This is a genomic window from Mesorhizobium sp. LSJC269B00 (genome assembly GCF_000502815.1).
In the GTDB taxonomy this organism is placed as follows: Bacteria; Pseudomonadota; Alphaproteobacteria; order Rhizobiales; family Rhizobiaceae; genus Mesorhizobium.
The window spans coordinates 41,523-65,752 of record NZ_AYVN01000019.1; the positions used below are offsets into that span (position 1 = coordinate 41,523).

General features: G+C 57.6%; 20 protein-coding genes. 2 read left to right on the plus strand and 18 right to left on the minus strand.

Going from position 1 to position 24,230, the window contains the following annotated elements; translation table 11 throughout:
* Nucleotides 1–19: 19 nt before the first annotated feature.
* From X771_RS137165 to X771_RS137120, 14 genes are all read right to left on the minus strand, one after another.
* Nucleotides 20–1,711, minus strand: coding sequence for a hydantoinase B/oxoprolinase family protein (locus X771_RS137165; RefSeq protein WP_023690394.1), 1,692 nt, complete (start codon nt 1,709–1,711; stop codon nt 20–22).
* A gap of 456 nt (nt 1,712–2,167) precedes the next feature.
* Entirely contained in the window at nt 2,168–2,404 is a 237-nt protein-coding gene (locus X771_RS1000000169545) for a transposase (RefSeq protein WP_245262803.1), read from the minus strand.
* Between the two features lie 541 nt (nt 2,405–2,945).
* The gene (locus tag X771_RS137160; protein WP_023690395.1) at nt 2,946–3,875 is read right to left on the minus strand and encodes a polysaccharide deacetylase; all 930 of its coding nucleotides are present in this window, start codon (nt 3,873–3,875) and stop codon (nt 2,946–2,948) included.
* Between the two features lie 219 nt (nt 3,876–4,094).
* On the minus strand, nt 4,095–5,885 hold the full coding sequence (locus tag X771_RS137155) for a CocE/NonD family hydrolase (protein WP_031203267.1): 1,791 nt from the start codon (nt 5,883–5,885) through the stop codon (nt 4,095–4,097).
* A 128-nt stretch (nt 5,886–6,013) separates the two neighbouring features.
* Nucleotides 6,014–7,147, minus strand: coding sequence for a serine hydrolase (locus X771_RS01470; RefSeq protein WP_023690397.1), 1,134 nt, complete (start codon nt 7,145–7,147; stop codon nt 6,014–6,016).
* A gap of 54 nt (nt 7,148–7,201) precedes the next feature.
* Nucleotides 7,202–7,387 (minus strand): serine hydrolase, encoded by a 186-nt coding sequence (locus X771_RS1000000168955; RefSeq protein WP_198025866.1) that lies wholly within the window; start codon nt 7,385–7,387, stop codon nt 7,202–7,204.
* On the minus strand, nt 7,384–8,508 hold the full coding sequence (locus X771_RS137150) for a serine hydrolase (RefSeq protein ID WP_156936049.1): 1,125 nt from the start codon (nt 8,506–8,508) through the stop codon (nt 7,384–7,386). Before X771_RS137150 ends, X771_RS1000000168955 begins: the two co-directional genes overlap by 4 nt.
* A gap of 113 nt (nt 8,509–8,621) precedes the next feature.
* Complete coding sequence (locus tag X771_RS137145; protein WP_023690400.1) at nt 8,622–9,605, minus strand: ABC transporter ATP-binding protein; 984 nt, start codon at nt 9,603–9,605, stop codon at nt 8,622–8,624.
* Nucleotides 9,602–10,591 (minus strand): ABC transporter ATP-binding protein, encoded by a 990-nt coding sequence (locus X771_RS137140; protein WP_031203275.1) that lies wholly within the window; start codon nt 10,589–10,591, stop codon nt 9,602–9,604. Before X771_RS137140 ends, X771_RS137145 begins: the two co-directional genes overlap by 4 nt.
* On the minus strand, nt 10,588–11,469 hold the full coding sequence (locus tag X771_RS137135) for an ABC transporter permease (RefSeq protein WP_023690402.1): 882 nt from the start codon (nt 11,467–11,469) through the stop codon (nt 10,588–10,590). Before X771_RS137135 ends, X771_RS137140 begins: the two co-directional genes overlap by 4 nt.
* Nucleotides 11,469–12,485 carry an ABC transporter permease gene (locus X771_RS137130; protein ID WP_023690403.1) on the minus strand — a complete coding sequence of 339 codons (1,017 nt, stop codon included), beginning with the start codon at nt 12,483–12,485 and terminating at the stop codon, nt 11,469–11,471. Before X771_RS137130 ends, X771_RS137135 begins: the two co-directional genes overlap by 1 nt.
* A 36-nt stretch (nt 12,486–12,521) precedes the next feature.
* Nucleotides 12,522–14,075, minus strand: a complete 1,554-nt coding sequence (locus X771_RS137125; protein WP_023690404.1) for an ABC transporter substrate-binding protein — start codon at nt 14,073–14,075, stop codon at nt 12,522–12,524.
* A 63-nt stretch (nt 14,076–14,138) separates the two neighbouring features.
* Nucleotides 14,139–14,273: a hypothetical protein gene (locus tag X771_RS1000000168960; RefSeq protein ID WP_023690405.1), complete on the minus strand. Its 135-nt coding sequence runs from the start codon at nt 14,271–14,273 to the stop codon at nt 14,139–14,141.
* Nucleotides 14,257–15,369 carry a serine hydrolase gene (locus X771_RS137120; RefSeq protein WP_245262805.1) on the minus strand — a complete coding sequence of 371 codons (1,113 nt, stop codon included), beginning with the start codon at nt 15,367–15,369 and terminating at the stop codon, nt 14,257–14,259. The genes X771_RS1000000168960 and X771_RS137120 overlap by 17 nt, the downstream gene beginning before the upstream one ends.
* Before the next feature lie 735 nt (nt 15,370–16,104).
* Between X771_RS137120 and X771_RS1000000168450 the strand changes: the two genes are divergently transcribed.
* Nucleotides 16,105–16,311 carry a hypothetical protein gene (locus tag X771_RS1000000168450; protein WP_156936051.1) on the plus strand — a complete coding sequence of 69 codons (207 nt, stop codon included), beginning with the start codon at nt 16,105–16,107 and terminating at the stop codon, nt 16,309–16,311.
* Between the two features lie 22 nt (nt 16,312–16,333).
* Here X771_RS1000000168450 and X771_RS137115 read toward each other — a convergent pair whose 3' ends face one another.
* From X771_RS137115 to X771_RS0135285, 4 genes are read right to left on the minus strand one after another with little or no spacing between them, the layout of a single operon-like run.
* Entirely contained in the window at nt 16,334–18,403 is a 2,070-nt protein-coding gene (locus X771_RS137115) for a hydantoinase/oxoprolinase family protein (protein WP_023690407.1), read from the minus strand.
* A gap of 15 nt (nt 18,404–18,418) precedes the next feature.
* A complete protein-coding gene (locus tag X771_RS137110) occupies nt 18,419–19,357 on the minus strand; it encodes an ABC transporter permease (protein WP_023690408.1) in 939 nt (312 codons plus the stop codon).
* Complete coding sequence (locus X771_RS137105) at nt 19,333–20,904, minus strand: sugar ABC transporter ATP-binding protein (protein WP_023690409.1); 1,572 nt, start codon at nt 20,902–20,904, stop codon at nt 19,333–19,335. Before X771_RS137105 ends, X771_RS137110 begins: the two co-directional genes overlap by 25 nt.
* Nucleotides 20,905–20,913: 9 nt before the next feature.
* Entirely contained in the window at nt 20,914–21,921 is a 1,008-nt protein-coding gene (locus X771_RS0135285) for a sugar ABC transporter substrate-binding protein (protein ID WP_023690410.1), read from the minus strand.
* Nucleotides 21,922–22,174: 253 nt separating this feature from the next.
* Here X771_RS0135285 and X771_RS0135290 point away from each other — a divergent pair, with 253 nt between their 5' ends.
* On the plus strand, nt 22,175–24,229 hold the full coding sequence (locus X771_RS0135290) for a hydantoinase/oxoprolinase family protein (RefSeq protein WP_031203287.1): 2,055 nt from the start codon (nt 22,175–22,177) through the stop codon (nt 24,227–24,229).
* The last annotated feature ends 1 nt before the right edge of the window (nt 24,230 follow it).

Sequence of the window (24,230 nt, forward strand, 5' to 3'; positions counted from 1 at the left end):
CCGAGCGGAGCGTAACCAACTACGGAAGGGAGCAACTCTTTGTCAGAGTTTTTGGTTCGTAGCCGTAGTCTCGAACTGCGCCTTCGACGGTAATAAACCCGTCAATGATATCGTCTTCGACTGCGTTTCTATCGCGTTGCGAAGCGTCGCCGTATCCGCCGCCACCGCCGGACCGGCAAATGATCAAATCGCCAGACTTCAGCCTGATGCCATTAGCTTTCAGGCAACTGATTTCTCCTGCTTCGGAGGATTTTACGATTACCGAGGGCGGACGACCATGCATGCCTCCGAGGAGGCCCCAAGCAGGGGTAACAGACCTTTCCCACCAGAAGCCAGCAGAGCAATTGTCGGACAGCATCTCGTAACTCTTGTTTATGCCGCAGCCTCCTCGCCATTGTCCGGCGCCGCCGGAATCTGGGCGGAGACAATACTCCTTGATCCTGAGCGGATAGCGCGTCTCGCAAACCTCGATGGGAATGTCCTTCAGGCCGCCATTCACTTTATTGATCAGTCCGGAGACCCCATCATGACCACGGAACGCCCCCCAGCCTCCGACATGGCACTCGAAATCGATAAAAATCCCTCTACTACGGGGATCCGTGCCCGACATGATCACCGGATTTGAATCGCCATAGTCAGCAGCTGTTACGTTGTCTGGCATCGCATTGGCCAGTGCCTTAGCGAGGAGATCGATTTGCAATCCCAGCGAACTAAAGTACCAGTTTGCCGGTGCGGGACTGGTACAGGCGAGGAACGATCCCTCGCGCAGTTTTACTGACAGCGATCGAAACGAGCCACCGTTAACCGGCTTGTCCGATGCGAACAGATATTTGAAGCCGACCCGACATGCTGAGATTGTCTGGGAAGCGCCGCTGTTGATCGGGCCGGGCGCCTGGTCACTGGCCTCGGTTACATCGATTTCGATATCGCTACCCTTTACAGTAACTCGCATTTTCACCTGTAGCGGGCCGTTTCCCAATCCGTCATCGTCGACAAAGCCTTCCGCCGAGTATTCTCCATCCGGAATCGCTTCTATGGCTGCCCGTTCAAAGCTTTCGGTTTGATCGAAGATGACCTTCTTTGCCTCGTTAACAACTTCAACTCCATATTTTTCGAGGAGTTCGATAACGCGGCGAGACCCCACGTTCGCAGCCGCGATCTGCGCCTTTAGATCGCCGATTACTCCCTTGGGTAGTCGGGTGTTGGCCTCGATAACGTCAACCACGTCATGATTGATTTCGCCCCCTATTGCCACTCGGGTGGGCGGAAGGCGTAGGCCCTCCTGGAATATCTCCGTTGAATCGAACGACTGCCCCGGATCCTTGCCGCCAATGTCCAGCCAATGGGCTCGGGATACGGCGAAACCAAAGAGCTCGCCCCTGAAAAAGATCGGTGCATATACAGAGACGTCATTGAGATGGGTACCAACCACGTAAGTATCGTTCAGTGCCCAGATGTCGCCTTCGCGCCAAATGTGCCTGCCGAATTTGCGCTCCGTATATTCCGAACAGATTTCCAGATTGCCGAGAAATATCGGCAGGCCCGACGATTGGCCGAGAACCTTGTGGTCGCGGTCCAGGATCGCAACAGCGCAGTCCTTCATCTCATAGATGATCGGCGTGAATGCGGAGCGGATCAGCATCGCGTTCATTTCTTCCGCGGCGGATATCAATCCATTCCTGACGATCTCGACAGTGATTGGGTTCAACATTTTCCGTCCCATTGCCCAACTCTGATGCTCATGATCCACCGCCCTTCGAGTTCCACAAATCGGCTTCTGTCCGCTACGTGCTTCGAACGCTCCAGGCTCGGCCCCGAGCCATAGTCGGCAGCGTACTCAGCTTAGCCTAGCTGGTGGAGGCATGTGCAAAGATCCCGCATTTAATGCCCAGACCCATACGTCTCTTAACTCCCAAGATCACGCCAACGATAACGGTCACTGAAAGGCCCGCTAATATCAAAGTTTTGGTAGCCACTGTGAAATTGATATGACCTAGGCCGCACCAGTTCTGGTCAACGTTACTCTAACCTGCGGCCGGTTCGTACGTTCCAACGTATCGAGGGGAGGAGTTCCACCCAGGTCAGCTGACGCGCCTTCTGCAGTGTCGGTGACCTGAGACCCGAATCTCCTCCGTTGGAGGGAGAGTCCTGGGTTTGATTTCTAGCCTCATGCGGCCTGTTTTCCAGCGTGGATTTCATTGCGAGCTCGACCGGCGGCATGTTGCCGAGGGCCAAGTGTGGCCTGTGGTGGTTGTAACCCTCCTTCCATGAGGTGATCGCTGCGGGCTTCCGGCAGCGTCGAGAACAGTGTGTCAATGAGGCATTCGTCGCTGAAGCGCCCGATGAGCTCTCGACGAAGGCGTTCTGCAATGGGCTTGCCCGGCGCGATGTAGTGCCATTCCACGCCGGCCTGCTGGCACCACCCCGGGACCGCCATCGAGGTCGGCTCGGTGCCGTAGCACCTATAAGGAGCGGCGGCAGGCGAGACAGCGGTGCGCGCAGCTTTTCCCTGCAGGCGCGCAGACCCGAGAGCGAGGTGTCGGCGATCAGCGCCGGGCATTCCTTCGTGTAGTCGTCAACCATGGGGACCACCCGGAAGCGCCGCCCGTCAGTGAAAGTGTCGGAGACGAAGTCCATGCTCCAGCGGGCATTGGCACGATCGGGAACGAGCATGGGCCTGCGCGTGCCCAGCGCCCGCTTGCGGCCGCCGCGCCAGCGAACCTCCTGATTTCGACGCGGACCCCGGCGGCCATAATGGCATGGACGCCCCCTTCGGTTCCGGCGATCGTGTTCCAGGTGGTCTAGGAATTTGCGGACGATTGCCGGCGTCAGGTCTTTCACGGTTATTCGGTCGATGGCACAGCCTGCCTGCTCGCTCGCGAATGGCGGCAGCAGTGTCAGCGTGTCGCGGTATCTGGCTTGGGTGTTGAAGCACCAGCGTGAAATCACGCGCGTCGGTCCGGCCAGTTATAGTCAGCAGGCATTGGCTCGACGCCGCGGGCATCCGGCAGCGCCATCATGCGCCGGTCGTTGTCGTCGTCCACCCAGCACCCAGCGATCTCCTCACAACTCGCGAACCATACGCCCTCATGCGATTTGATATATTCGATAAGACGCTCCAGCATGACCATGTGATGGGCTTGGCCAATGATTTGCGGGTGCAGTGCCAAGGCATACACGCCGCCGGGCTGGTTCTTATAGGCGTAGTCGAAGATGTCCTTCCAGCGGCGAAGAACTATTTCTGTATCTCCCATGCCTACATGAGTTCCGGTATAGGCGAGTGGGGGCCAATCGTCGAGATACCAGCTGACGGGAAGTTCCAGCACCTTGCTCGCTGGACCAGCGACGTTGCCCTCTTCCCAACGTATCTGCCAGCGCTGCGGACGGTAAGGTACGAGGTCGCGCGCCATCAAGCTACTGTCATAACTGAAACCCGCCGCCTCAATCAAATCGAGAGTATTGTCACTAAAGTCCCAATAAGGAGAACGATACCCGACCGGCCTAAGGTCGAGCACCTTCTTATACGTCTTGAACGCGAGATCCATCAGCCGTTTCTCGGTGTCACGCGAAAGCAGGGTCGGGTTTTCGTGGTAGTAGCCATGGTGACCGATCTCGTGGCCTTCGTCGCAGATGCGCCGGGTGATTTCGGGGAAGGTATCGACGGTGTGCGCGGGAGTGAAGAATGTGGAGCTGATGCCTTCCCTCTTGAACAAGTCAAGTAGCCGCGGCACGCCAACGGCCGCGCCAAATTCACCTCGAGACATGGACGAGGGCGTGGGGCGGTTGAAGCCGCCCAGCCACAATGCTTGAGCGTCGAAATCGGCGCCTAAATTAACCGCGATTTTCTTGTCGGCCGGCAAGTTAAGTTTGCCCATTTTGGTGCACCTTCCTCAGGCGTTATGAAATATGACATAGCTGACCTGACGGAGTTTCCAGACCCCTAGCAACCAGCGGCAACCGATGTGCAGCGGGATTAGTGGATTTCACTGTCCTCTACTCACACATAGGTAGTTCAAAGCTATAGTTCCTCATTCGCCACCCCGTAGCGGTTCACCGGGGTGCTGTCCGCATAGGAAGTAGCGTCTGGGTTAAAGCTAGAGAATCGACAGCCCTCCAGGCACAAATTCAGTTTGCTTTCGAGAAGGTTGGCCTCGCAACGTGAGGGGGTCAGGCGCGGATGCTTGCGCAACTGCCCCCGGTATGATGGGAAGCAGGATTTTCGAAGGGTACCTCTTCGAGTGATAGACCCTGTTGACGGACGGGCCACCGACCGGGATGCTGCTTTGAAAGTTGTGCGGATATCGTTGGGGAGCGGTCTGCTGGTCGAGAATTGAGCACGGTGCGCCGATAGTTAGCTCGAGACGGTGCCCTCGCCGGACAACGTGAGCAATTGGGTTCAGCAATGACATCCGTATCTCGTAGATTTCACCCGGTACGAGTTTCTCGCTTTTCCGGAACGTATGAACGACCTCATCGGCGTGGGTCTCTGGTTCATCGACCGCGCGCAGCGAAGCTCTTAGCAAGCCTCCCTGTAAAAAGAGTACATTGCCCTCGGCATCGACGTCTTTCAGCGTTAAACCAAGGTCCGCGTCATCTCCGTAGTCAATACTGATATACAGCGTGACCTCCGGGTTCCCGAGCAAAACCATGTCTGAATCCGCCGGCTCTGTTTTGTAATTCAATACGCCTGGAGAATATGGCTGGAGTGCAAACTGCTCGCTGCTGCCAACGAGCTCTGCGGCCGTAGGATAAAGATAGGCGCGGACGCCATCGGCTGGGCTACCAATCGGCTGTTCAACAGACAGCGCGGCGTCAGCGGTCAGATAGAAGGGACGACGCTCAACGGTCGGTTCTGGCCAAGTCTCGTGCGTTGTGGTCCAACCCGCGAATGCTTTCTTAGCGTTTCCATCAACCTCTCGAACGTCCCAATACACAGTGACGGGAGCTTCGTTTTCGACGCCATTCTTTATGCCCTTCACCCAACGGTCCAGGAACTTCATCTGCTCCGTATCCACAAAGCCAAAGCTTCGGACTCCCATAGTTGGGTGGGGACCGGCCACATTGTGATCACCGTTCATCAGCAGAAGTTTCTTGTTCTTCACACTTCTGAGTAGGTGAGTAAATAGCCGGGCGCTTTGACTGGCGCAGCGGCAGGATTCATCTTGCCACGAGGCAACGATCATGGTCGGGACATCGACCTTGCCGGCAACCTCCGTGCGCGCCAATGTGACTGAGTCCCACCATTCATCCTTGAGTGGGCGGCTTCTGATCTCATCGAGAAATCCGCGTTTAACGCCTTGCTTACCCTGGCGAATCGCAGCGCATTGGCTATCACCCGCGTTTATGCGCCATTCTGCACCGGCTGCCTGCGTCGCCTTGGTCGTGACTTCCCAGGCCGCGGCACCCAGCTGGAACATCCCGCCAACGTAGACAAAATTGTCGTAGCCATCCCCTATCCCGCTCGCCACGACGGCTCTTAGGTGAGGAGGTCGCTCTGCTGCCACCGAGAATTGAATGACGCCGGGAGTTGAATTACCGATCATTCCAACGTTGCCGTCGCTCCAGGGCTGTCGGGCAATCCATTCCACCACCTCGGCTCCATAAACGCCTTCCTTATTGTCATACCAATATTCAACGATTCCTTCTGAGCAACCCGTGGCCGGGAAGTTGGCACCAACGAAAGCGTAGCCGGCTTCGAGAAACGGCTTTGCCATTTCGAAAGGTGCGGCACTTGCTTTATAATGGGAATACCAAAATATGGTCGGATAGCGGCCGGTTTTCGGGCGCCACGTAATATGAGCGATGCGCGTTCCGTCCGCCATAGAAACGTAGCCGATGTCGCGTGCGACGTCAGCTTCCGTAAAAGTGGTGTTAATTGGCTTCATCTTTTTCTCCACACCCTTTTTGGTTTATTAGCGACTTGTGGTTCGACCAAGAAGCGCGATGGCCACATCAAAGCACGGCAGTTGCATTGCAGCCGCCGGTCAACCGGAATGTCGACGCAGGCCGTCGGTCAACTCAAGATTGCGCAGCGATTTCGGCCATCGTCTCTACCAGAGGACCTTGGAAGGCGGGGTCGGGATCCGGAGCGATCGAGTTTTCGTTCGCGCTGAAGTAGACGACGACGGTCCTGGTCTCGGGGTGCGCGAGCATGTATTGGCCGTTGACAGAGCCGCCGTGGCCGAGCCAGGTGCCGTCGGTCTGCATCTAGCGACTTAGCGCATCCAGTCGCGCGGCTTCGGCATGGGAGGGCCGGGATTGCTTCGCGTTTCTTCGATGAAGGCGGCATCGCCCACTCGGCGGCCGTCGAACCCTCGCCCATGCGCGCAAACAACAGCCCGTAACGCGCGAGATCCCGCGCAGAAAGGGATGCGCCGCCCATGATGGTCCGCATCCCGTCGCGGTCGCAGGTGATGTGGAAACATACCTCGATGCCGGCGGACTCGACGATCTCGATCAACCAGTCGCGCAGCGGCCGGCCGCTGACACGCTCGATGATCCAGCCCAAGACATCACTGTTGGCGGACTTGTAAAGCGCGTACCCGGTGCGGTTTACAAGATCGCCGCCGGTGATGTCGCACAGGAAGGAGCGGGTGGTGCCCTCTATGTTGCCTTCCGCCGGCAGGCGCCAGCCCGTGGCGACCTCCATGTCGAAGTACGACACATCGGGGTCGTCGTAATTTTCGACGAAATCGTTAGCGACGTTCATGTCGGCAACCGCGGCGTAGCCGCTTCCGATCTCCGGCAGATAGGTGCCTACTCGCTCCTCCAGATTGACGAGGCCCTCGCGCACTGCGCGGCCGAGCATCAGGTTGAGGGTCGTCTTGGTGATAGACATGATGGCATGCGGCCTGTCAGGCCCAAACTCCGGCGCATAGCGTTCGTAGAGGATGCGGTCGCCGCGTACCACGATGAAAGCCGAGAAATGCGGCATGGCGAGGAAGCGTGCGACTTCAGGCCGCTCCCCGATGGTCCAGTCGATCTGCTTTCTAAGAGGCAGGACGCGGGGCGCGCGCAGAGAGATGCCATAGCGCATCGTGGTATGTAGATTGTGGAAGCCATGGCGGCGGTAGTCGGGCAGGTTCCAGCACGGTTGATTGTCAAACAAGATGTCGAGGTCGGGATTGGCGATCGAGGGGAGCGTCATACGGAGGCCCTTTCCAAAATCGGGTTAGTTTGTGAAACTCTCGCGGCCATGCACTCAGACTTCCGCGGCGAGTTCGGCCATCATTTTTACCAGAGGGCCCTGGAACTTGGGGTCGGGGTCGGGGTCGCCCGTGTTCTCGAGCACGCTGAAGTAGACGACGACGATGCCGGTGTCAGGATTTGCGAGCATGTACTGGCCACCGTAGCCGCCATGGCCGAGCCAGGTGCCGTCGGTCGTCANACGCTGAAGTAGACGACGACGATGCCGGTGTCAGGATTTGCGAGCATGTACTGGCCACCGTAGCCGCCATGGCCGAGCCAGGTGCCGTCGGTCGCCATTTGATTGCTGTACCGGAACCAGTCACGTGGTTTCGGCATGGGCGGGCCGGGATTTCGACGTGTTTCTTCAATAAAAGCGGCATCGCCGACGCGGCGGCCGTCGACACCTTCCCCCTTGCGCGCAAAGAGCAGTCCGTAGCGCGCGAGATCTCGAGCTGAGAGGTAGGCGCCGAACACTGGCACGCCCTCGCGGTCGCAGGCCGTGTGATAGCAGCCTTCGATACCGGCCGCCTCGACGATCTCGATCAGCCAGTCGCGCAGCGCCCGGCCGCTGGCGCGCTCGATAATCCAGCCGAGCACTTCAGTGTTGCTCGACTTGTAAAGCGCGTACCCGGTGCGATTTGCCAGGTCGCCGCCGGTGACGCCGCAGAGGTAGGAGCGGATCGTTTCCTCCTTCTGGCCTTCCGGCGGCAGGCGCGAGCCGCTGGCGGCGTCCATGTTGTAGACTGTCGCTTGGGCGTCGCTGTAGTCCTCTGAGAAGTCGTTGGCGACGTTCATGTCGGCGACCGCCTTGACGGTAGCCTCGGCGTAGCCCGTCCCGATCTCCGGCAGATAAGTGCTTACTCGCTCATCAAGATTGACGAGGCCGTCGGCCATCGTGCGGCCGAGCATCAAGTTGAGTGTCGTCTTCGTGATAGACATGATGGGATGCGGCCTGTCGGGCCCAAAGTCCGGCGCATAGCGCTCGTAGAGGATGCGCTCGCCGCGTACCACGATGAAGGCCGAGAAATGCGGCATGGTGAGGAAACGTGCGACGCCGGGGCGTTCGCCGATGGTCCAGTCGATCTGCTTCCTGAGTGGCAGGACGCGGGGGGCGCGCAGCGACATGCCGTAGCGCATCGTGGTGTGGAGGTTATGGAAGCCGCGGCGGCGGTAGTCGGGCAGGTTCCAGCGCGGTTGGTTGTCGAACAAGGGAACGAGGTCGGGATTGGCGATTGAGGGGAGCTTCATGCGGCGCGGGCCTTTCAAATTGGGATTCTTATAACTCAGGAAACAGAGCGTCGGCTTTCCACCGTCAGCCACTCACAACACAGTCGTCGATGTCGTTAGCCCTGCCCGCTACATCCAGTCGAGAACAGAACTCTTCGCGGTTTGATAGACGCTCGCGCCGACCTCCAGTACGACCTGGCTTCTCCTTATCTGGACGTCGTTTGGGGCGACAATGGACGGAAACATGCGTAAGCCCTCCGTCCTGGCTCTTCTTCGCAAAGCGCAGGCTCCGATGAGCGACACTCGTCCGCCGCCCAACGGCAACGTGGTGCGAAGGCGCAGCCGGGAAGGCGGTTGAGAGGGCTGGGGACCTCGCCGTCGAGCGGTGGGGACTGGCGCCGTCGCCGAGGGTCGATGACCGGCACAGCGTCGAGCAATGCCCGGGTGTACGGGTGGCGCGGACCGGCGAAGACCTCATCAACGGACCCGCTCTCCACGATCCGGCCAAGATACATGACGGCGACACGGTGGGCGATGTAGTCGACGACGCCAAGATCGTGGGTGATGAACAGATAGCTGACGTTTGTTTTTGCCTGGAGAGCCTTAAGAAGCTTCAAAATCTGGGCTTGCACGGAGACATCAAGCGCGGCGGTAGGCTCATCGAGGACAAGCAGCCGTGGTTCAAGCGCCAACGCACGTGCGATGGCAACGCGCTGCATCTGCCCACCCGAGAGCTGATGGGGATAACGGTTGAGGTAGTCCGCGCCGAGTCCAACTTGGCTCAGCAATTCGCTGGCGCGCCGGGTGACGGACTCGCCGCGCATGCCTAGGATACCGCTCAGCGGTTCGCCGACGATCGAGCGCACCTTCATCCTCGGATCGAGCGAGGAATGTGGGTTCTGAAACACCACGCCGATGTCGCGGCGTGGGGGCATTGTGGTCCCGTGCAGGTGGGCGGTGACTACATTGCCGCCGATCTCGATTGTGCCTACATCGAACTTCACAAGCCCCAGGAGCGCAAAGGCGAGCGTGCTTTTGCCGCAGCCCGACTCGCCAACGAGTGCGAGAGTCTCGCCCGGCGCGATCTGAAAGCTGATGTCGTCCAAGGCCTTTATGGCACCGTGGCGCGTGGGATAGACTTTGCACAGGCCCTCCACGGAGACCAGGCGAACGGGTGGTGCGGCGTTCATGGTGTCTCCGTGACCTGCTGATGGCGAACGGCGTTATGGCATAGCGCCAGGTGGCCGTCGCCAAAGGTCTGGGCCGGCGGGTCGGCGTCTGCGCAGACGCCAGTCGCCCGGTCGCACCGGTCGTGAAACGCGCAGCCCGTCGGTATTACCCCAGGATCGGGTACATGGCCGGGGATTGAGACGAGATCGCGGGGACCGCGGCCAACTACGGGAACCGTACCCAGCAGCTTTGCCGTGTAGGGATGGCGAGGCTGGTCGATCACCGCCTCCACGCTCCCCATCTCAACGATCCGGCCCGCATACATGACGGCCACGCGGTCGCAAAGTTGCGAAACGATGCCGAGATCGTGTGTGATGAACACGACGGCAAGGCCCTTCTCATCGGCCAGACGCCGCACGAGCCAGACGATTTGTGCCTGGATGGTCACGTCAAGCGCCGTCGTCGGCTCATCGGCGATCAAAAGGCGCGGCTGGCAGGCGAGCGCAAGCGCAATCAGGGCACGCTGGATCTGTCCGCCCGACAGCTGGTGCGGGTACTTCTCAAGTGCCAGATCCGGGTCAGGGATGCGCACGGCCTTGAGCTCGCCTAAGGCCACGGAACGCGCTTCTGCCCGGCCGACCGGTCGGTGGCAACAGATGACATCGATCATCTGCCGTCCAAGCGTGAAGAACGGGTTCATGGAACGCATCGGATTTTGGAAGATCATCGCAACGCGGCTGCCGCGCATGGCACGCAGTTCCGACTCGGGCCGCCCAATCACCTCCTGCCCGTCAATCCTGATGCTGCCGGTGACGCAGCCGTGCGGCGGCACCATGCCAAGACAAGCGCTCGCGGTCATGGACTTCCCGCAGCCCGACTCGCCCACCAAGCCGAGCACTTCGCCTGCGGCAACTTCGAAATCAACGCCGCGCAGGATCGAAATCGATCGGAAAAGGCCGGGAAAAGCCACTCCGAGGCCGCTAACCTGAAGAACTGGATCGCTCATTCCCTTCGGCCCTGCTTTGGGTCAAGGATATCGCGGAGACCGTCCCCAACGAGATTGAGCGCAAGCACTGTCACGAAAATGGCCAGACCCGGAAACAGCGCTGTCCACCAGTGATCGAGGAAGTCGACCCGGGAATCCGCCGCCATCAGCCCCCACTCGACCGCTGGAGCCCTTGCGCCCAAGCCAATAAAGCTCAGCGATGCCCCGGCCAGGATCGCGTAGCCAAAATCCGCCGAGGCCGCAACGATGACCGGAGTCAGCGAGTTTGGCAGGACGTGCCGAACCAGAATGGTCAGATGCCCCAAACCGATCGTTCGCGCGGCGCCGATGTAAAGTTCCTCGCGCACCCGCAGAACGGCGCCGCGCATAATACGCGCCGTTCCTGGGAACCATGAGACACCAAGCGCGATCACGGCGCTCCAAATGCCAGGACCAAGTGCAGCAATGATGGCGATCGGCAGAAGCAAAGGCGGAAAGGCCAAAAAGACATCTGCAATACGCATCAAGAGAAGGTCGGTCCTGCCACCGAAATACCCTGCCACAAGTCCGATGGGAACGCCGATGACTAAGGATAGAAGGACAACACATAGGCCTACGAGCAGCGATATCCTTCCTCCATGGAGCACCCTGGCGAAGATGTCCCTGCCGAAGCGATCCGTGCCCATCAGATGCTCGGCGCCGGGCGCCAAAAGCCGCTCCGACATCATGATTTTGGTCGGCTCATAGGGTGCAATCCAGGTGGCCAGCACTGCACATGAAACCACCACCAGGAGGATGGCCACGCCAAAAACGAACAGCCGGTGCTGTCTGAAGAATGCTCTTGCAAGGATCAGCCGGTCGGGCCACTCGATGACATCGGGTTGCATCATCATCTCCATTACGCTGTTCTGAGCCGGGGATCGACGACCGCATACAGAAGGTCGACGATCAGATTGACCAAGAGGTATATGCCGGCCAGAAAGAGTGTGGCGCCGAGCGAGGCGGGGTAATCATTCTGCGCGATCGACGAAACCACAAAGGAACCGAGCCCCGGCCAGTCGAAGACAGCCTCGACCACAACGGCTCCGCCCAGAAGGTAGCCATAGGTCAATCCAATGACCGTCAGGATCGGTATGAGGGTGGCCTTCAAGGCATACCGATAATAGATCGCGGACTTCGGCAGCCCATAGGCAAACGCAGTCCGAATGTATTCCTCCTTCAGAACCTCAATCATCATGTTGCGCGTGATGCGTGTCACGGTAGCAAGCAGCAGGATGATCAAGGTGAGGAGTGGTAGCGCTATGTGTACAAGAGCGCTCGTAAAACCCTCCCAATTGCCGGTAAGCGGGGCATCTATAAGGAACAAGCCGGTGATCGGCCTGATAGGGTTACCCAAAAGGATCGAAGTATCCACGCGACCGTGGAGGGGTAGCCATCCAAGCGCGCCGTAAAAGAGGAGCTGCAGTGACATCGCCAGGATGAAAGAGGGGATCGCGACGCCGGCAACCGAGGCCGTCCGGACGACATTATCGATGACCGAGTTCTGCCTTACTGCGGAAAGGATTCCAATCGGAACGCCCATAAGCAGAACGAGCACCATCGCCAAGGTAGTGAGTTCGAACGTCGCGCCTAATCGCTCGCGCACCTCCAACAGCACGGGCCGTCCGGTCAGCAGGCTATTGCCCAATTCTCCACGCAGCATATTGCCAATGAAACCCAGATATTGAACCGCGAGCGGCCTATTGAGCCCGAGTTCGTCGTTCATTTTGGCGATCATTTCAGACGAAGGCCGCTGCCCCAGCATTAACTCCGCTGGCGAGGGGGCAAGCACTCGGCTCAGGACGAACATTATGGTGACGACGCCAAGTACGACGCCAATGATCATCAACAGTCGCTGAACCAAGTGCATTGCCATATTCGTGATATCCTCCCGCTACTTTCCGCCTAGCAGCTATCTGCTCAAGCTGTAGAGGGAGATCCATTCGTAGGCGGGATTGTTGGCTTGTTCCATTCCTTTGATATCGGAGGAATAGGCGACGACCCGGTCAACATCGGCATAAAAGATGGCGACGGCGTTCTGCATCAGTCTGTCCTGGGCAGCGATATACGTCTTAGCCGCAATGTCTTTGTCGAGACCTTCCAATTTGAAGCCCTCGCCTACCAGGCGGTCGTACTCTTCATCGTGGTAGTAGGAGAAGTTCCAGACGGGTTTCTCTTCGCCCTTAAAGATTCCCAAAAAGTCCTGTGGAGAGGGATAACCGGGCCAATTTACCATCGCGTTCAGGTGACCGGTGGTCTCCGGAGACCGTGCCTTGGCGTTGTAGCTGGTGGCAACCGCCTCAAGCTCAAGCTCGACATCGAGCCCGACAGCCTCAGCGTTGGCCCGGAACAGCTCTATTGCATCAATCTGCTCTTGATTACCGGCGTAGTACAGCGCCTTTATCCTCCAATCCTTCTTAGGAACGCCCGATTCTTCAAGGAGTGATAGAGCCTTTTGTGGATCATATGTGCCCACGTCGTATGTTCCGTGACCCCACATGGTCGAAACGACGGGACCTACCGGCTTTTTGGCGATGCCATGAAAGATGTCCTTCAGTACCGACTCGTGATCCCAAAGAGATAACAGAGCTTGGCGGAATTTTAAATTGTCTGTGGGGTATTTGTGCGTGTTAATCATATAGAATTGTGTGCGCCAGCTCGGAATATCCGCGACGGAAACATTTGATAAAGTCTTTAGGCTCTCCATCTGCGAAGCGGGAATACGAGGGCAAATGCTTGCTTCTCCGGAGCGGATCATCTGAATGCGCGTCGACATTTCGGCCACATAGGGGTGAAGGACACGGTCGATCTGGCCGCTTTTCCATCCGCCCCAGTAATCTTCGAATTTGTCGAGGACGATCAGCTTTCCCTGCTGAAACTCTGTCAACTTGTAGGGGCCGGTGCCGATCGCATTGCCCTGGTTCAGCCATTCGTCGCCCTTGTCGATGCCTGCCGGGCCGATCACGAAACCACTTCCACCCGCCACGAGATCGAAGGCGATGACATCTTTGAACCGGAAGAGGACGGTATGCTCGTCCGGCGTGTCCACATGCTCCAAACCAGCAATTAGGTAACTGTTGCCCTTCCCAAGATCACGCGTATGTTCGAACGACTTCTTGACCGCTGCCGAATTCATCGGCGAGCCGTCGTGAAACTTTACCCCTTCGCGCAATTTTACGGTCCAGGTCTTGCCACCCTCCGTGCCTTCCCAAGCGGTCGCCAGTTTCGGCAGAACCTTGCCGTCCTTGTAGGCAAAGAGGGTCTCGTAGACGTTGCCTAGGACATAGGCTTCGGCCGCATTGGCAATGGCTGGGTTCATGTTCTGGTACGCTACGTCCCAAATCCAGGTCAGCGTGTTCTTCTTTGTCTGCTGCGCAATCGCCTGCAGGCTGGACCAGTTCAGTCCAGCAATGGCAACGGACGAGCCTGCGGCACCCTTGAGAATATCACGTCGATTAATTGTCATTGTATTTCCCCTTTGCTTCGTTATTCGTTTCTTAGTAAATGCTGCGGCAGGCCAACAACCCGCTCAAACTTCCGCGGCGAGCTCGGCCATCATCTTCACCAGAGGACCTTGGAAGTTGGGATCGGGGTCGGGGTCGCCTGTGTTTTCGAGTACGCTGAAGTAGACGACGACGATGCCGGTGTCAGGATTTGCGAGCATGTACTGGCCACCGTAGCCGCCATGGCNGTACGCTGAAGTAGACGACGACGATGCCGGTGTCAGGATTTGCGAGCATGTACTGGCCACCGTAGCCGCCATGGCCGAGCCAGGTGCCGTCGGTCGTCAACTGGCGGCTATAGCGCATCCAGTCGCGCGGCTTCGGCATGGGAGGGCCGGGATTGCGTCGCGTCTCTTCGATGAAGGCCGCATCGCCCACGCGACGGCCGTCGATGCCCTCGCCCTTGCGCGCGAAGAGAAGGCCATAGCGCGCGAGATCGCGCGCTGAGAGGCAGGCGCCACCGCCGACCGCCGGCACGCCCTCGCGGTCGCAGGTGATGTGGAAGCATCCCTCGATGCCGGCCGCTTCGACGATCTCGATCAGCCAGTCGCGCAGTGCCTGGCCGCTGGCGCGCTCTATGATCCAGCCAAGGATACCGCTGTTGGCGCTATTGTAGAGCGCGTACCCGGTGCGATTTGTAACATCGTCGCTGCTAATGCCTTGGTAGAAAGAACGGACCGTCTGCACCTTTTTACCATCCGACAGCAGAAGCAAGCCTCCAGCAGCTTCCAGGGCCAACATCGGTCCGTCGGGGTCGGTGTAGTCCTCGTAGAAGTTCGTGGCGACGTTCATGTCGGCTACATCGCGTAGGGTGGCATCTGCATAGCCGGTGCCGATTTCCGGCAGGTAGTCCGCGACCCTGCGGTCGAGGTCAATGAGGCCCTCAGCGACGCAGCGGCCGAGAATCAGGTTGAGTGTCGTCTTGGTGATAGACATAATGGGATGTGGCCTCTCGGGCCCGAAATCCGGCGCATAGCTCTCGTAGAGGATGCGCTCGTCGCGCACCACGACGAAGGCCGAGAAGTGCGGCATGGCGAGGAGCCGTGCGACTTCGGGTCGGTCCCCGATGGTCCAGTTGATCTGCTTCCTGAGCGGTAGTACGCGGGGGGCGCGCAGCGACATGGCATAACGCGCAGTGGTGTGGAGGTTATGGAAGCCGTGCCGGCGGTAGTCGGGTAGATCCCAGCGCGGATAGTTGTGGAACAATGGAGCCAGGTCAGGATTGGCGATCGAGGATAGCGTCATGTGGCGGGGCATTTCCAAGTTGGGGTTCCTTCGTGAGACTTACGCCTGGACAATTACAGTGCCGGGTGCTGCGGCCGGCATCTCACAACCGTTACGCTTTCCGCTGCGACCGACGTCTTGCCTTCCAGTCCACGTTTCATGGGATATCTCCCACTTGCGCACCTGGTGGCCGGCGTCGGCAAAGCCACCGCATCCATTCAGCACATCCGTCTAGATGAAGGGTTCGCGACCACGCCGTTGCCTTGCAGATATTGGTCTCAATCACGTAACTGCGTCCGTGATTGATTTTCTCCCCCGCTCAAGATCATCCATAGATCCATTTTTTCTTAGCTTAGCGATGGTCCCGGAACCGGCTAATATCAAATCTTCGGTGGCCACTTCGAAACTGATATGGGGGAACTGCCGGGATGGCGCAGCTGGACCTTCGCAGTGGCGCCGCCCGCGCCGCCGTTATGCTCACCCTCATCACCACGGCGCGCCCCAACGAGGGCGTTCACGTCGGTATCGAAGTAAAGCTGCTACCGCATCGTGCCGATGGGCTACCCTTCGTTATCGCCGCTCCAGAAACGTCAACCGACATGACAATGTCGACCTTCTTAGCATCACCCCATCGACGCCGCCGTTCCTGCCCAAGAATTTCCACACATCGCGAACCTCGCCTCAGTCACGTCGCAAACGACGTCGTTAAACACGCGTCTTAAGCCATCACGACGATAGCCGGCAGCGGTGACAACCGGGCGGTTACGCTTGGCCGTGGCCGCCCTTCCTTTCCACGGTCAGCCGCGAAATGGTGGCCGTCGACGCCATCGTGCGACGGATGTTGATGAGCTGTCGGATGAGATCGAGACCGGCTTGGCCAAGATCCAGACCGATCTCGACAACAGAAAGGGCAAGCAGGACGTACAGCGCCTGCCGCGGGGCTTTGCTCGCCGGGCGTCAAACCTAGTTTTATGAGCAATTTCAACAATCATGGAATTCAAGATTTACTTTCTTGTCGCCCTACCACGATGCGCATAATCCCATTCGCCTCGATAACGAGGCGCGATCCGGGAGAAACGACAGTGGTGGAAAGACCGGCGTCGACAATAAGCGGACCATCCAGCTCGTCGCCTCGGTACAGGTCTTCGCTATTGAAGATCCGCGTTTTCAGCCACTTGCCGCCGAACATCACATCGCGTTCTGTGAATTTCAGTTCTGTCGTTTGCGTGCTGGATGTGTCCGGGGCAACGCCATTTCCCATCGGAGCGGTCGCTACCAAGCGCAATGCGACGATCTCTATCGACGCATCAGGATGGGAATGACCATAACGCTGTTTATAGGCTTGATGGAAAATCTCGGAAATTTGGTGAACCGACGTCCTATTTTGCGGGAGTTCCACAGTGACAGTATACTCCTGCCCATCATATCGAAGATCGAGGAGGTGTTGGTAGCGTATGTCGGCCTTACCGCCTGTTTCCGCATCCAAATGAGCTTTTGCAAGCTCTGACTGTTCTTCGAATCTGCGAGAAATCTCACATTCTTCGACATCCTCTATGAATTTGTTGAATGGAACCGCGATATCGTGGCGCATGGGCGAATGCAGCATCCCCCAGGCGGAGAATACGCCCGCGTGCGGAGGCACTACGACTTCAGTGATTTCCAGGGCTTCTGCGATAAAGGCGGCGTGCATCGCGCCGGCGCCGCCAAACGCGACGATAGAGAAATCCCGCGGTTCGATACCCTGTTCGACGGTAATTCTGCGGATAGTATCCGCCATTTTAGCATTCGTGATGTCCAGTATGCCTTCCGCAAGCGTTTCTGCGTCCATTCCAAGCGACTCTGCTACCCTCGTGAGCGCGGCCTCCGCTTTTGCGCGGTCGATCCGAACTGTTCCGCCCAACTCCGCGCGTGGCAAGAAGCGATTTAGAAACACTTGTGCGTCGGTAACCGTGGGTGCTGTGCCGCCCTTCCCGTAACAGGCCGGGCCCGGTTCGGCTCCTGCACTCTCAGGGCCCACGCGAAGGCCGCCCGCTTCGATATAGGCTATCGAACCAGCGCCAGCACCAATCGATTCAATTTCAACAACGGGCATGATAATGTCCATGCCAGAGAGCGTCGTCTGATTGACAACCCGCGGCTTACCGTCAACGACGAGACTGACGTCGAAGCTGGTCCCTCCGACATCCGCGCATATGACATTATCCGTGCGGAAAAGCTTTGTCATTTCCGCCGCTCCTATGATGCCGCCGACCGGGCCAGAAAAGAGGGTTTGAATAGGCTGTTTACTCGCCTGTTTGACAGACATCAGGCCGCCGCTGGACCGCGTTACATAAAGCGGTACGGTAAGCCCTCTTTTTTTCAAGCGCGATTCTACGACCCCAAGATATTGCCGAACCAGCGGGCTGATATAGGCATCGGCCACGGTCGACGCCGCTCGCTCCGCCTCGCGCCACTCACGTGCGACTTCGTGCGAAAGTGACACCGAAATTCCTGGGACGTTCCGCTCCAGAAATTCGCGAGCGGCAATCTCGTGGTCGGAATTTTTGTAACTGAACAGGAAGCAGACCGCCACCGATTGGATCCCGTTCAGCCTCGCGTGTTCGGCCGCGGCTTGCAGGTCGCCCAGATTTATTTCCGCTATTTCGTTGCCTTCGTAGTCAAGGCGACCCCCTATCTCCAATGTATCCCGCCGGCGAACGAACTGTTCGGGACGCTGGAACTTGTTGTTGTACATTTCCCTTCGCGGTCGCGATCCCCGCATGATGAAGAAGCTGTCGCGAGCGCCGGCGGTCGTCAAGAGCATAATCCTGCCGCCAGAGTGAGATAGCAGCGCGTTCAATCCTTGCGTCGTCCCGTGTACCGCAAACTCGACCTCGGCGAAATCGTCGATGACCTGGCCGAAAGCGCGCAATATTCCGTCCGATAGATCACTGGGCGTGGTCGGGTACTTCGCCGCAAGTAATTCACCTGTGGTCGTATTTTGAACGACCACATCGGTAAAAGTGCCGCCTATATCGGCGGCTATCCTGTACCGGTCGCTTTTAACAATAGTGCTGATATTAGCCATTTATCCTGCCTCGAATTACTTGCGACCAGTGAGCGTATTTGTAATCACCGCTAGAATGATGATGGTTCCGGTTACTATCTCCCGGAGATAGGGTTCGAGGTTCATAATGTTGAAGGCGTTGTTTACGATCGCCAACAGAAACACGCCCACCACCGTGCGCCAAATGGCGCCCGCACCGCCACCAATCGAGGTCCCTCCGAGAACGACCGCGGCGATAGCCTGCAGCTCGATTCCGGAACCGCTGTTGGGTATGCCGGTGGAAACCTTCGATGATAGGAGGATGCCAGCAAGAGCAGCCGCAAATCCCGCAATCGCAAAAGTTGATCCCTTGATGGTTTTGGTTCGGATGCCCGAAAGAAGCGCCGCTTCCTCGTTTCCACCGACAGCAAATATGTATCGGCCGTACTGGGTGCGGTGAAGCACAAGCATGGAGATTAGCACAAACAGGATGAAAGCAATGCTGGGATAAGTGATCCCGTAAACAGTACCTCGCCCAAGCGTAGAATAGGAATTTTCCGTTACGTTGATCAGGTATCCGCCGGACATGGCGATGCCGCCACCCCGAATTACGATGCTGGAAGCCAAGGTGATCAGGAACGAATTCAACTGAAGTCTGGCAATAAGGGTTCCGTTTGCTAAACCAATTACCGTGCCAATCACTACACCCGACATCAAACCAAATATCGGCGTCGATGCATTGGAAACAAGTGCCGCCGTAATTCCGCTAACTGCGAACGTCGCCGACACGGAAAGGTCAAAACCGCGCGCGATGATCACGTAGGTCATCCCACACGCGATGATTCCGATCCCGGCGTTCTGATCGAGCAGATTGCGCAAGTTCCTGAATGTAAGGAATGCAGGTTCCACAACAGCAAGGACGATGACCGCCAGTACCAAGGCGATGAGGATGGCGTAATTCTTCACGAGGCTCAGCCCATAGTTCTTGAAACGCACTGATCTCTCCAATCTATCAGTCTCAGCGGGTTGCAGAAATCTTTTGAATGGAGATCGCCTTCGTATACGCCAAGGCATTCGCGCAGGATTGCTCCGATCTCGATTTCGTCAGCGGATTTTTCGCCAACGATGCTGCCTTTACGCATGATGTACATCCGGTGGCACAAGCCAACCAGTTCCTCGAGCTCAGACGAAACGATCAGGATAGCCATCCCACGTGCTGCAAGTTCCGCAATGAGATTGTAGATTTCGGATTTTGCGCCGATGTCCACACCCCGGGTCGGTTCATCAAGCAGCATAACCGATGGGTTGCCGGCCAACCATTTTGCGAAAAGCACCTTTTGCTGGTTGCCGCCCGAAAGAGAGGAAACCAAAGCGTCGGTAGATGTGCATTTGATGTTCAGGCGACCGGCCCACTTACGTATCTCTTCCGCCTCTTTCCCGCGGTTCACTATCCCGAATGGACGAAGCTCACTAAAATTTATGAGCGAGATGTTTTCCGCGATCGAATGTTCGAGGAACAATCCCTGCTCGCGCCGGCTTTCCGGCACCATGGCCAAACCATTGCGCATTGCCGTGATCGGCGTATGGCGGCCAACTGGGTACCCGTCGATTGCAACCATGCCACTTTGAAATTCGTCGGCACCAAAGATGGATCGCAACACCTCAGAGCGGCCGCTGCCGACAAGTCCTGCTATTCCGACTATCTCTCCCGCCTTAACCTGGATGTTGATGTTCTCGAATTTGCGCCGTCTTGTCAGCTCACTGGTAGACAACTTGACCGCGCTAGTTGGCGGCGGGGCCTTCTTGGGCGGAAAGACATCGGAGAGGTCACGGCCCAGCATTGCAGCCGCCAGTGACGCGTGTGTTTCATCTTTAGCCGGTCCCGTTTGAACGTGCTTGCCGTTTCGAAGAACAGTTACAGCATCGCAGCTTGAGAGTATGTGGTCGAGGAAGTGGGACACATATATAAAGGTCGTCCCGCGTTCCTTTGCCAGCCTTTTGACGACTTGGTGCAAGTGTACAGTTTCGGCAGGGGTAAGTGAAGATGTAGGCTCGTCTAGCACGATCAGTCGAGCGTTTCGAGAAAGCGCCTTGAGTATCTCCACTTGCTGCTGATCAGCGATACTTAGCGAGCGGAGCCTGGCTCTTCCGTCGAGCTCGAAGCCAAGTTCGTCACGTAGTTGGTTGAATTCCCGGAGGCTCTCCCGGTTTCGTAGAAATCCAAGTGTCGTGCTCTCGCGCCCCAGACAGATATTTTCTGCGACGGTTAGCTCCTGACAGAGAACAAGTTCCTGTTGGACGGCAGCGATACCGCGCTCAATCGCTTCACGTGGTGACGAGACCAGCCTGTCGTCACCATCGTAGATCACGCGCCCATCGTTCGGCTGGAGAACCCCGCCGACCAGCTTTCCTATCGTCGACTTGCCCGCGCCATTCTCCCCGACGAGACCGTGAATGCTTCCGCTACAGACTTCAAACGAGACATTCTGAAGTGCGATGGCCCCCGCAAAATGTTTACTGACATTCTCGACAAGGACCTGCATTGTATACCTCTAGCCATCCCACTTCGATGACCAGTCCGGATGGGCATTGAGATTTGTCTTCGTGGCGATTGCCGCACCGACGGGCGATCGCGTTTCCAGATCGATAATCGGTTCAAACTCTTGACCGCGCATGGCTGCTATGATGTTTTTGCCGCCGAGATAGCCTTCCATGTATGGCAGTTCCACATAGGTACCATACCAGCGCCCTTGGCGGATTGCCGCGACCGCTGTCTGCGTAGCGCCCAGGCCGATAAGTTGAACGCCCTCACCGCCTACATTCATACCTGCACCCGTCAACGCAACCTCCGCGCCCGCCGCCGCCTGGTCGGCGAAAGAGGTGATGACGTCCAGGTCCGGATTCGACTGCAAAACGTCCTGCGTCACCTTGAGCCCAAGTTCTCTTCCCCACAGCGCGTCTTGGGTGGAGACGAGCTTGATCGACCGATACTCCGCAATATGTTTATTGAATGCCTCGATCTTGGGCACGTCCTGGGCTGCTGACCGGCTGCCGACCAGTAGCGCGACCTTGCACGGATCCCTGCCCTGACAGGCTTCCACAGTGGCTTCCGCCAGCCGAAGACCAATGCTGCCTACATTATAGCCAACGAATGTCGTCATCCCCTTGACCTGGAACTTGTCGGTTGTCGTTGGATCGGGCCCTAGCGGATATTCGAGCGAACCGAACTTGATGCCTGCTTTGATTGCATCCTCGGCCGCAGGGACCGCCGAAGAATAGCCCATCGGCAGGATCAGCATCCCGCTGAAGCGTCCAGAAGCGACCGCGTCCTGGATTTGGTTGAACTGCCTGTCTGCATCAAAAGCACCGTCGAACAATTCAATTTCAACGTCGCCAGCTTCTTTCGCCGCCTCCTTTAGACCCTCCAGGCTAGCCAGTGTGAAGGTGTTGTCAGCCGCGAAGCCGAACAACGCAACGCGAATAGGATCGGCAGCATATGCTGGCCCGGACAAGACCGCTGCGACGCCTGCCAAGGCTGCTATCTTATAGGTCAGATTCACTCGACTTCTCCTCCCGTCACAAAGGGCACCCTAAAGATAGCAGGGCCCCGAATGCCCGCTAATATCAAAGTTTCGGGGGCTATGTTGGAATTGGTATGAGCCATGTCGCCTCAAGTCTGGTTTCTTGCACGCCGGATAGAACACTGAGCAGCTCCCATGCGATGCGGCTACTCAGTGTGGTGGCAATGAGCAAGATCGAACTGATCGGACACGAAGCGACGTGCTTGTCCATACGCGATTGAGGAAGCCAGGAATGATACGTGTGGGAATAGATGTCGGAGGAACTTTCACCGATTTCGTGTTGATAGACACGAAATCGGGAGAGGCCATGTATTTCAAGGAGCCCTCAACACCGCACGATCCGTCAGAAGCTATTGAAACAGGCCTGGCCAGCGCGCTAGCCAAATATGAACTGAACCCCGAGGAAATCGAATTCGTCGGTCATGGAACAACCGTCGGCACGAACATGGTCATCGAACTTCGCGGCGCGAAGACTGGCCTGATAACGACTAAAGGATTTCGTGACATACTGGAAATCGGCCGGCAGATGCGCCCAGACGTATATAACTACCGCGTAATCAAGCCGATACCCTTGGCGAGGCGACAGTACCGCATCGAAGTCTCCGAACGTATCGATGCTCGCGGAAACGTGCTGGTAGAACTCGACGAGGCCGAGCTTCGACGCGGGGTGGAATACCTGGCCCGCGAGGGCGTGGAAGCCGTGGCTATCTGTTTCCTGCACAGCTACCTGTACCCGGAACACGAACTGCGCTCAGAAAGCATCGTGCGGGAATTGATGCCGCGCGCGTTCGTTAGCCGATCAAGCGACGTTTTGCCTGAATTTCGTGAGTATGAACGATTTTCAACAACGACAGCCAATGCGTATTTGGGACCGAAATTCGAGAACTACCTTGCTCGGTTGGTCGAGAGGCTGACTAAGTTGGGCATATCGGCAAAACCCTACACGATCCATTCAAATGGCGGGCTGATGTCCATAGAAACGGTTCGCCGATACCCCGTTCGAACCTGTCTGTCGGGTCCAGCCGCCGGGGTAATTGGTTCTGCCGTCATCGCAGCGCAGGCAGGGTATAAAAATGCGATTACTTTTGACGTTGGCGGCACGAGCACGGACGTATCGCTTATCAGTGACGGAACGCCGCATTTTACTACAAGTCGCGAAGTGGCGTCATATCCTATCAAGACGCCGATGGTCGATATCCACGTAATTGGCGCTGGTGGCGGCTCAATTGCTTATATCGATAACGCCGGTGCCTTGCATGTGGGACCACGGAGCGCTGGCGCCGTGCCAGGGCCGGTCGCGTATCTGCGAGGCGGCGTCGAACCCACGTTAACCGACGCTAATGTTGTCCTGGGCCGTCTTAACCCTGTCGCGATATTGAACGGGACTATGCCCATCGACCTCGATGGCGCGCGCAGGGTTGTCGAGGAAAAGATTGCCATTCCGTTGGGAATGAATGTGGAACAGGCAGCCTATGGGATTATACGGATTGCCGTCTCGAACATGGCTCGCGCCATCCGCTCGGTGACGACGCAACGCGGCGTCGATCCGCGCAAATATGCATTCATAGCCTATGGTGGCGCTGGGCCATTGCATGGTGTTGAGACGGCGATCGAATGCGGACTGTCCAGGGTTGTGGCGCCGAGGGAGCCCGGAACGATGTGCGCGCGTGGTATCCTTGTTTCCGATATCAGCCTTGATTTCGTTCAGAGCAAGATCCGCCCATTCATTCGCGAATGCTGGTCGAGCATCACATCGGAAATGAACGTTTTGCGCAGTGAAGCCGAGCGCTGGCTGGCTAGCGAGGATGTGCCCCAATCCCAACGGCAATATGAGAATGTACTGGAGGCACGGTACTTTGGACAGAACCACGAGGTGCAAATTCCGCTACCTAATCCGCTGCCAGATGCCGAAACCTTCTTGCGAGAATTCGAAGATGCGCACCGCAAGGAATACGGCTATTCGCTCCCTGACCGTCAGATCGAGATAGTAAACTTTCGGGTCCGCGGATCGGCGCCATCTTCGGCAACGGTCATACATTGCCAGCAGCCGAACGGCAAGCTTGAAGCGGCCATCATCGGGCAGCGCAAATTCTTCGTCGACCCGGATGTAAAATGGGTGGATGCGGTCGTTTACGAACGCGACAGGATTCCGGTTTCGACGCGGATCACCGGTCCCGCGATTGTCGAGGACATGAGTTCGACCTGCGTGATCTTTCCCAACCAGGTCGCCTTTGTGGACGCTCCGGGGAACCTGATCATTGAACTGAACGAAGAGAGCGGGCAATAAG

Coding starts and splice junctions, on each gene's coding strand:
- X771_RS137140 (WP_031203275.1), bottom strand. CDS start 10,591: ATGAGCGATCCAGTTCTTCAGGTTAGCGGCCTCGGAGTGGCTTTTCCC.
- X771_RS137160 (WP_023690395.1), bottom strand. CDS start 3,875: ATGGGCAAACTTAACTTGCCGGCCGACAAGAAAATCGCGGTTAATTTA.
- X771_RS137165 (WP_023690394.1), bottom strand. CDS start 1,711: ATGTTGAACCCAATCACTGTCGAGATCGTCAGGAATGGATTGATATCC.
- X771_RS0135290 (WP_031203287.1), top strand. CDS start 22,175: ATGATACGTGTGGGAATAGATGTCGGAGGAACTTTCACCGATTTCGTG.
- X771_RS01470 (WP_023690397.1), bottom strand. CDS start 7,147: ATGACGCTCCCCTCGATCGCCAATCCCGACCTCGACATCTTGTTTGAC.
- X771_RS137155 (WP_031203267.1), bottom strand. CDS start 5,885: ATGAAGCCAATTAACACCACTTTTACGGAAGCTGACGTCGCACGCGAC.
- X771_RS137125 (WP_023690404.1), bottom strand. CDS start 14,075: ATGACAATTAATCGACGTGATATTCTCAAGGGTGCCGCAGGCTCGTCC.
- X771_RS1000000168960 (WP_023690405.1), bottom strand. CDS start 14,273: ATGCTCGCAAATCCTGACACCGGCATCGTCGTCGTCTACTTCAGCGTA.
- X771_RS137130 (WP_023690403.1), bottom strand. CDS start 12,485: ATGGCAATGCACTTGGTTCAGCGACTGTTGATGATCATTGGCGTCGTA.
- X771_RS137145 (WP_023690400.1), bottom strand. CDS start 9,605: ATGAACGCCGCACCACCCGTTCGCCTGGTCTCCGTGGAGGGCCTGTGC.
- X771_RS137135 (WP_023690402.1), bottom strand. CDS start 11,469: ATGGAGATGATGATGCAACCCGATGTCATCGAGTGGCCCGACCGGCTG.
- X771_RS137105 (WP_023690409.1), bottom strand. CDS start 20,904: ATGCAGGTCCTTGTCGAGAATGTCAGTAAACATTTTGCGGGGGCCATC.
- X771_RS137115 (WP_023690407.1), bottom strand. CDS start 18,403: ATGGCTAATATCAGCACTATTGTTAAAAGCGACCGGTACAGGATAGCC.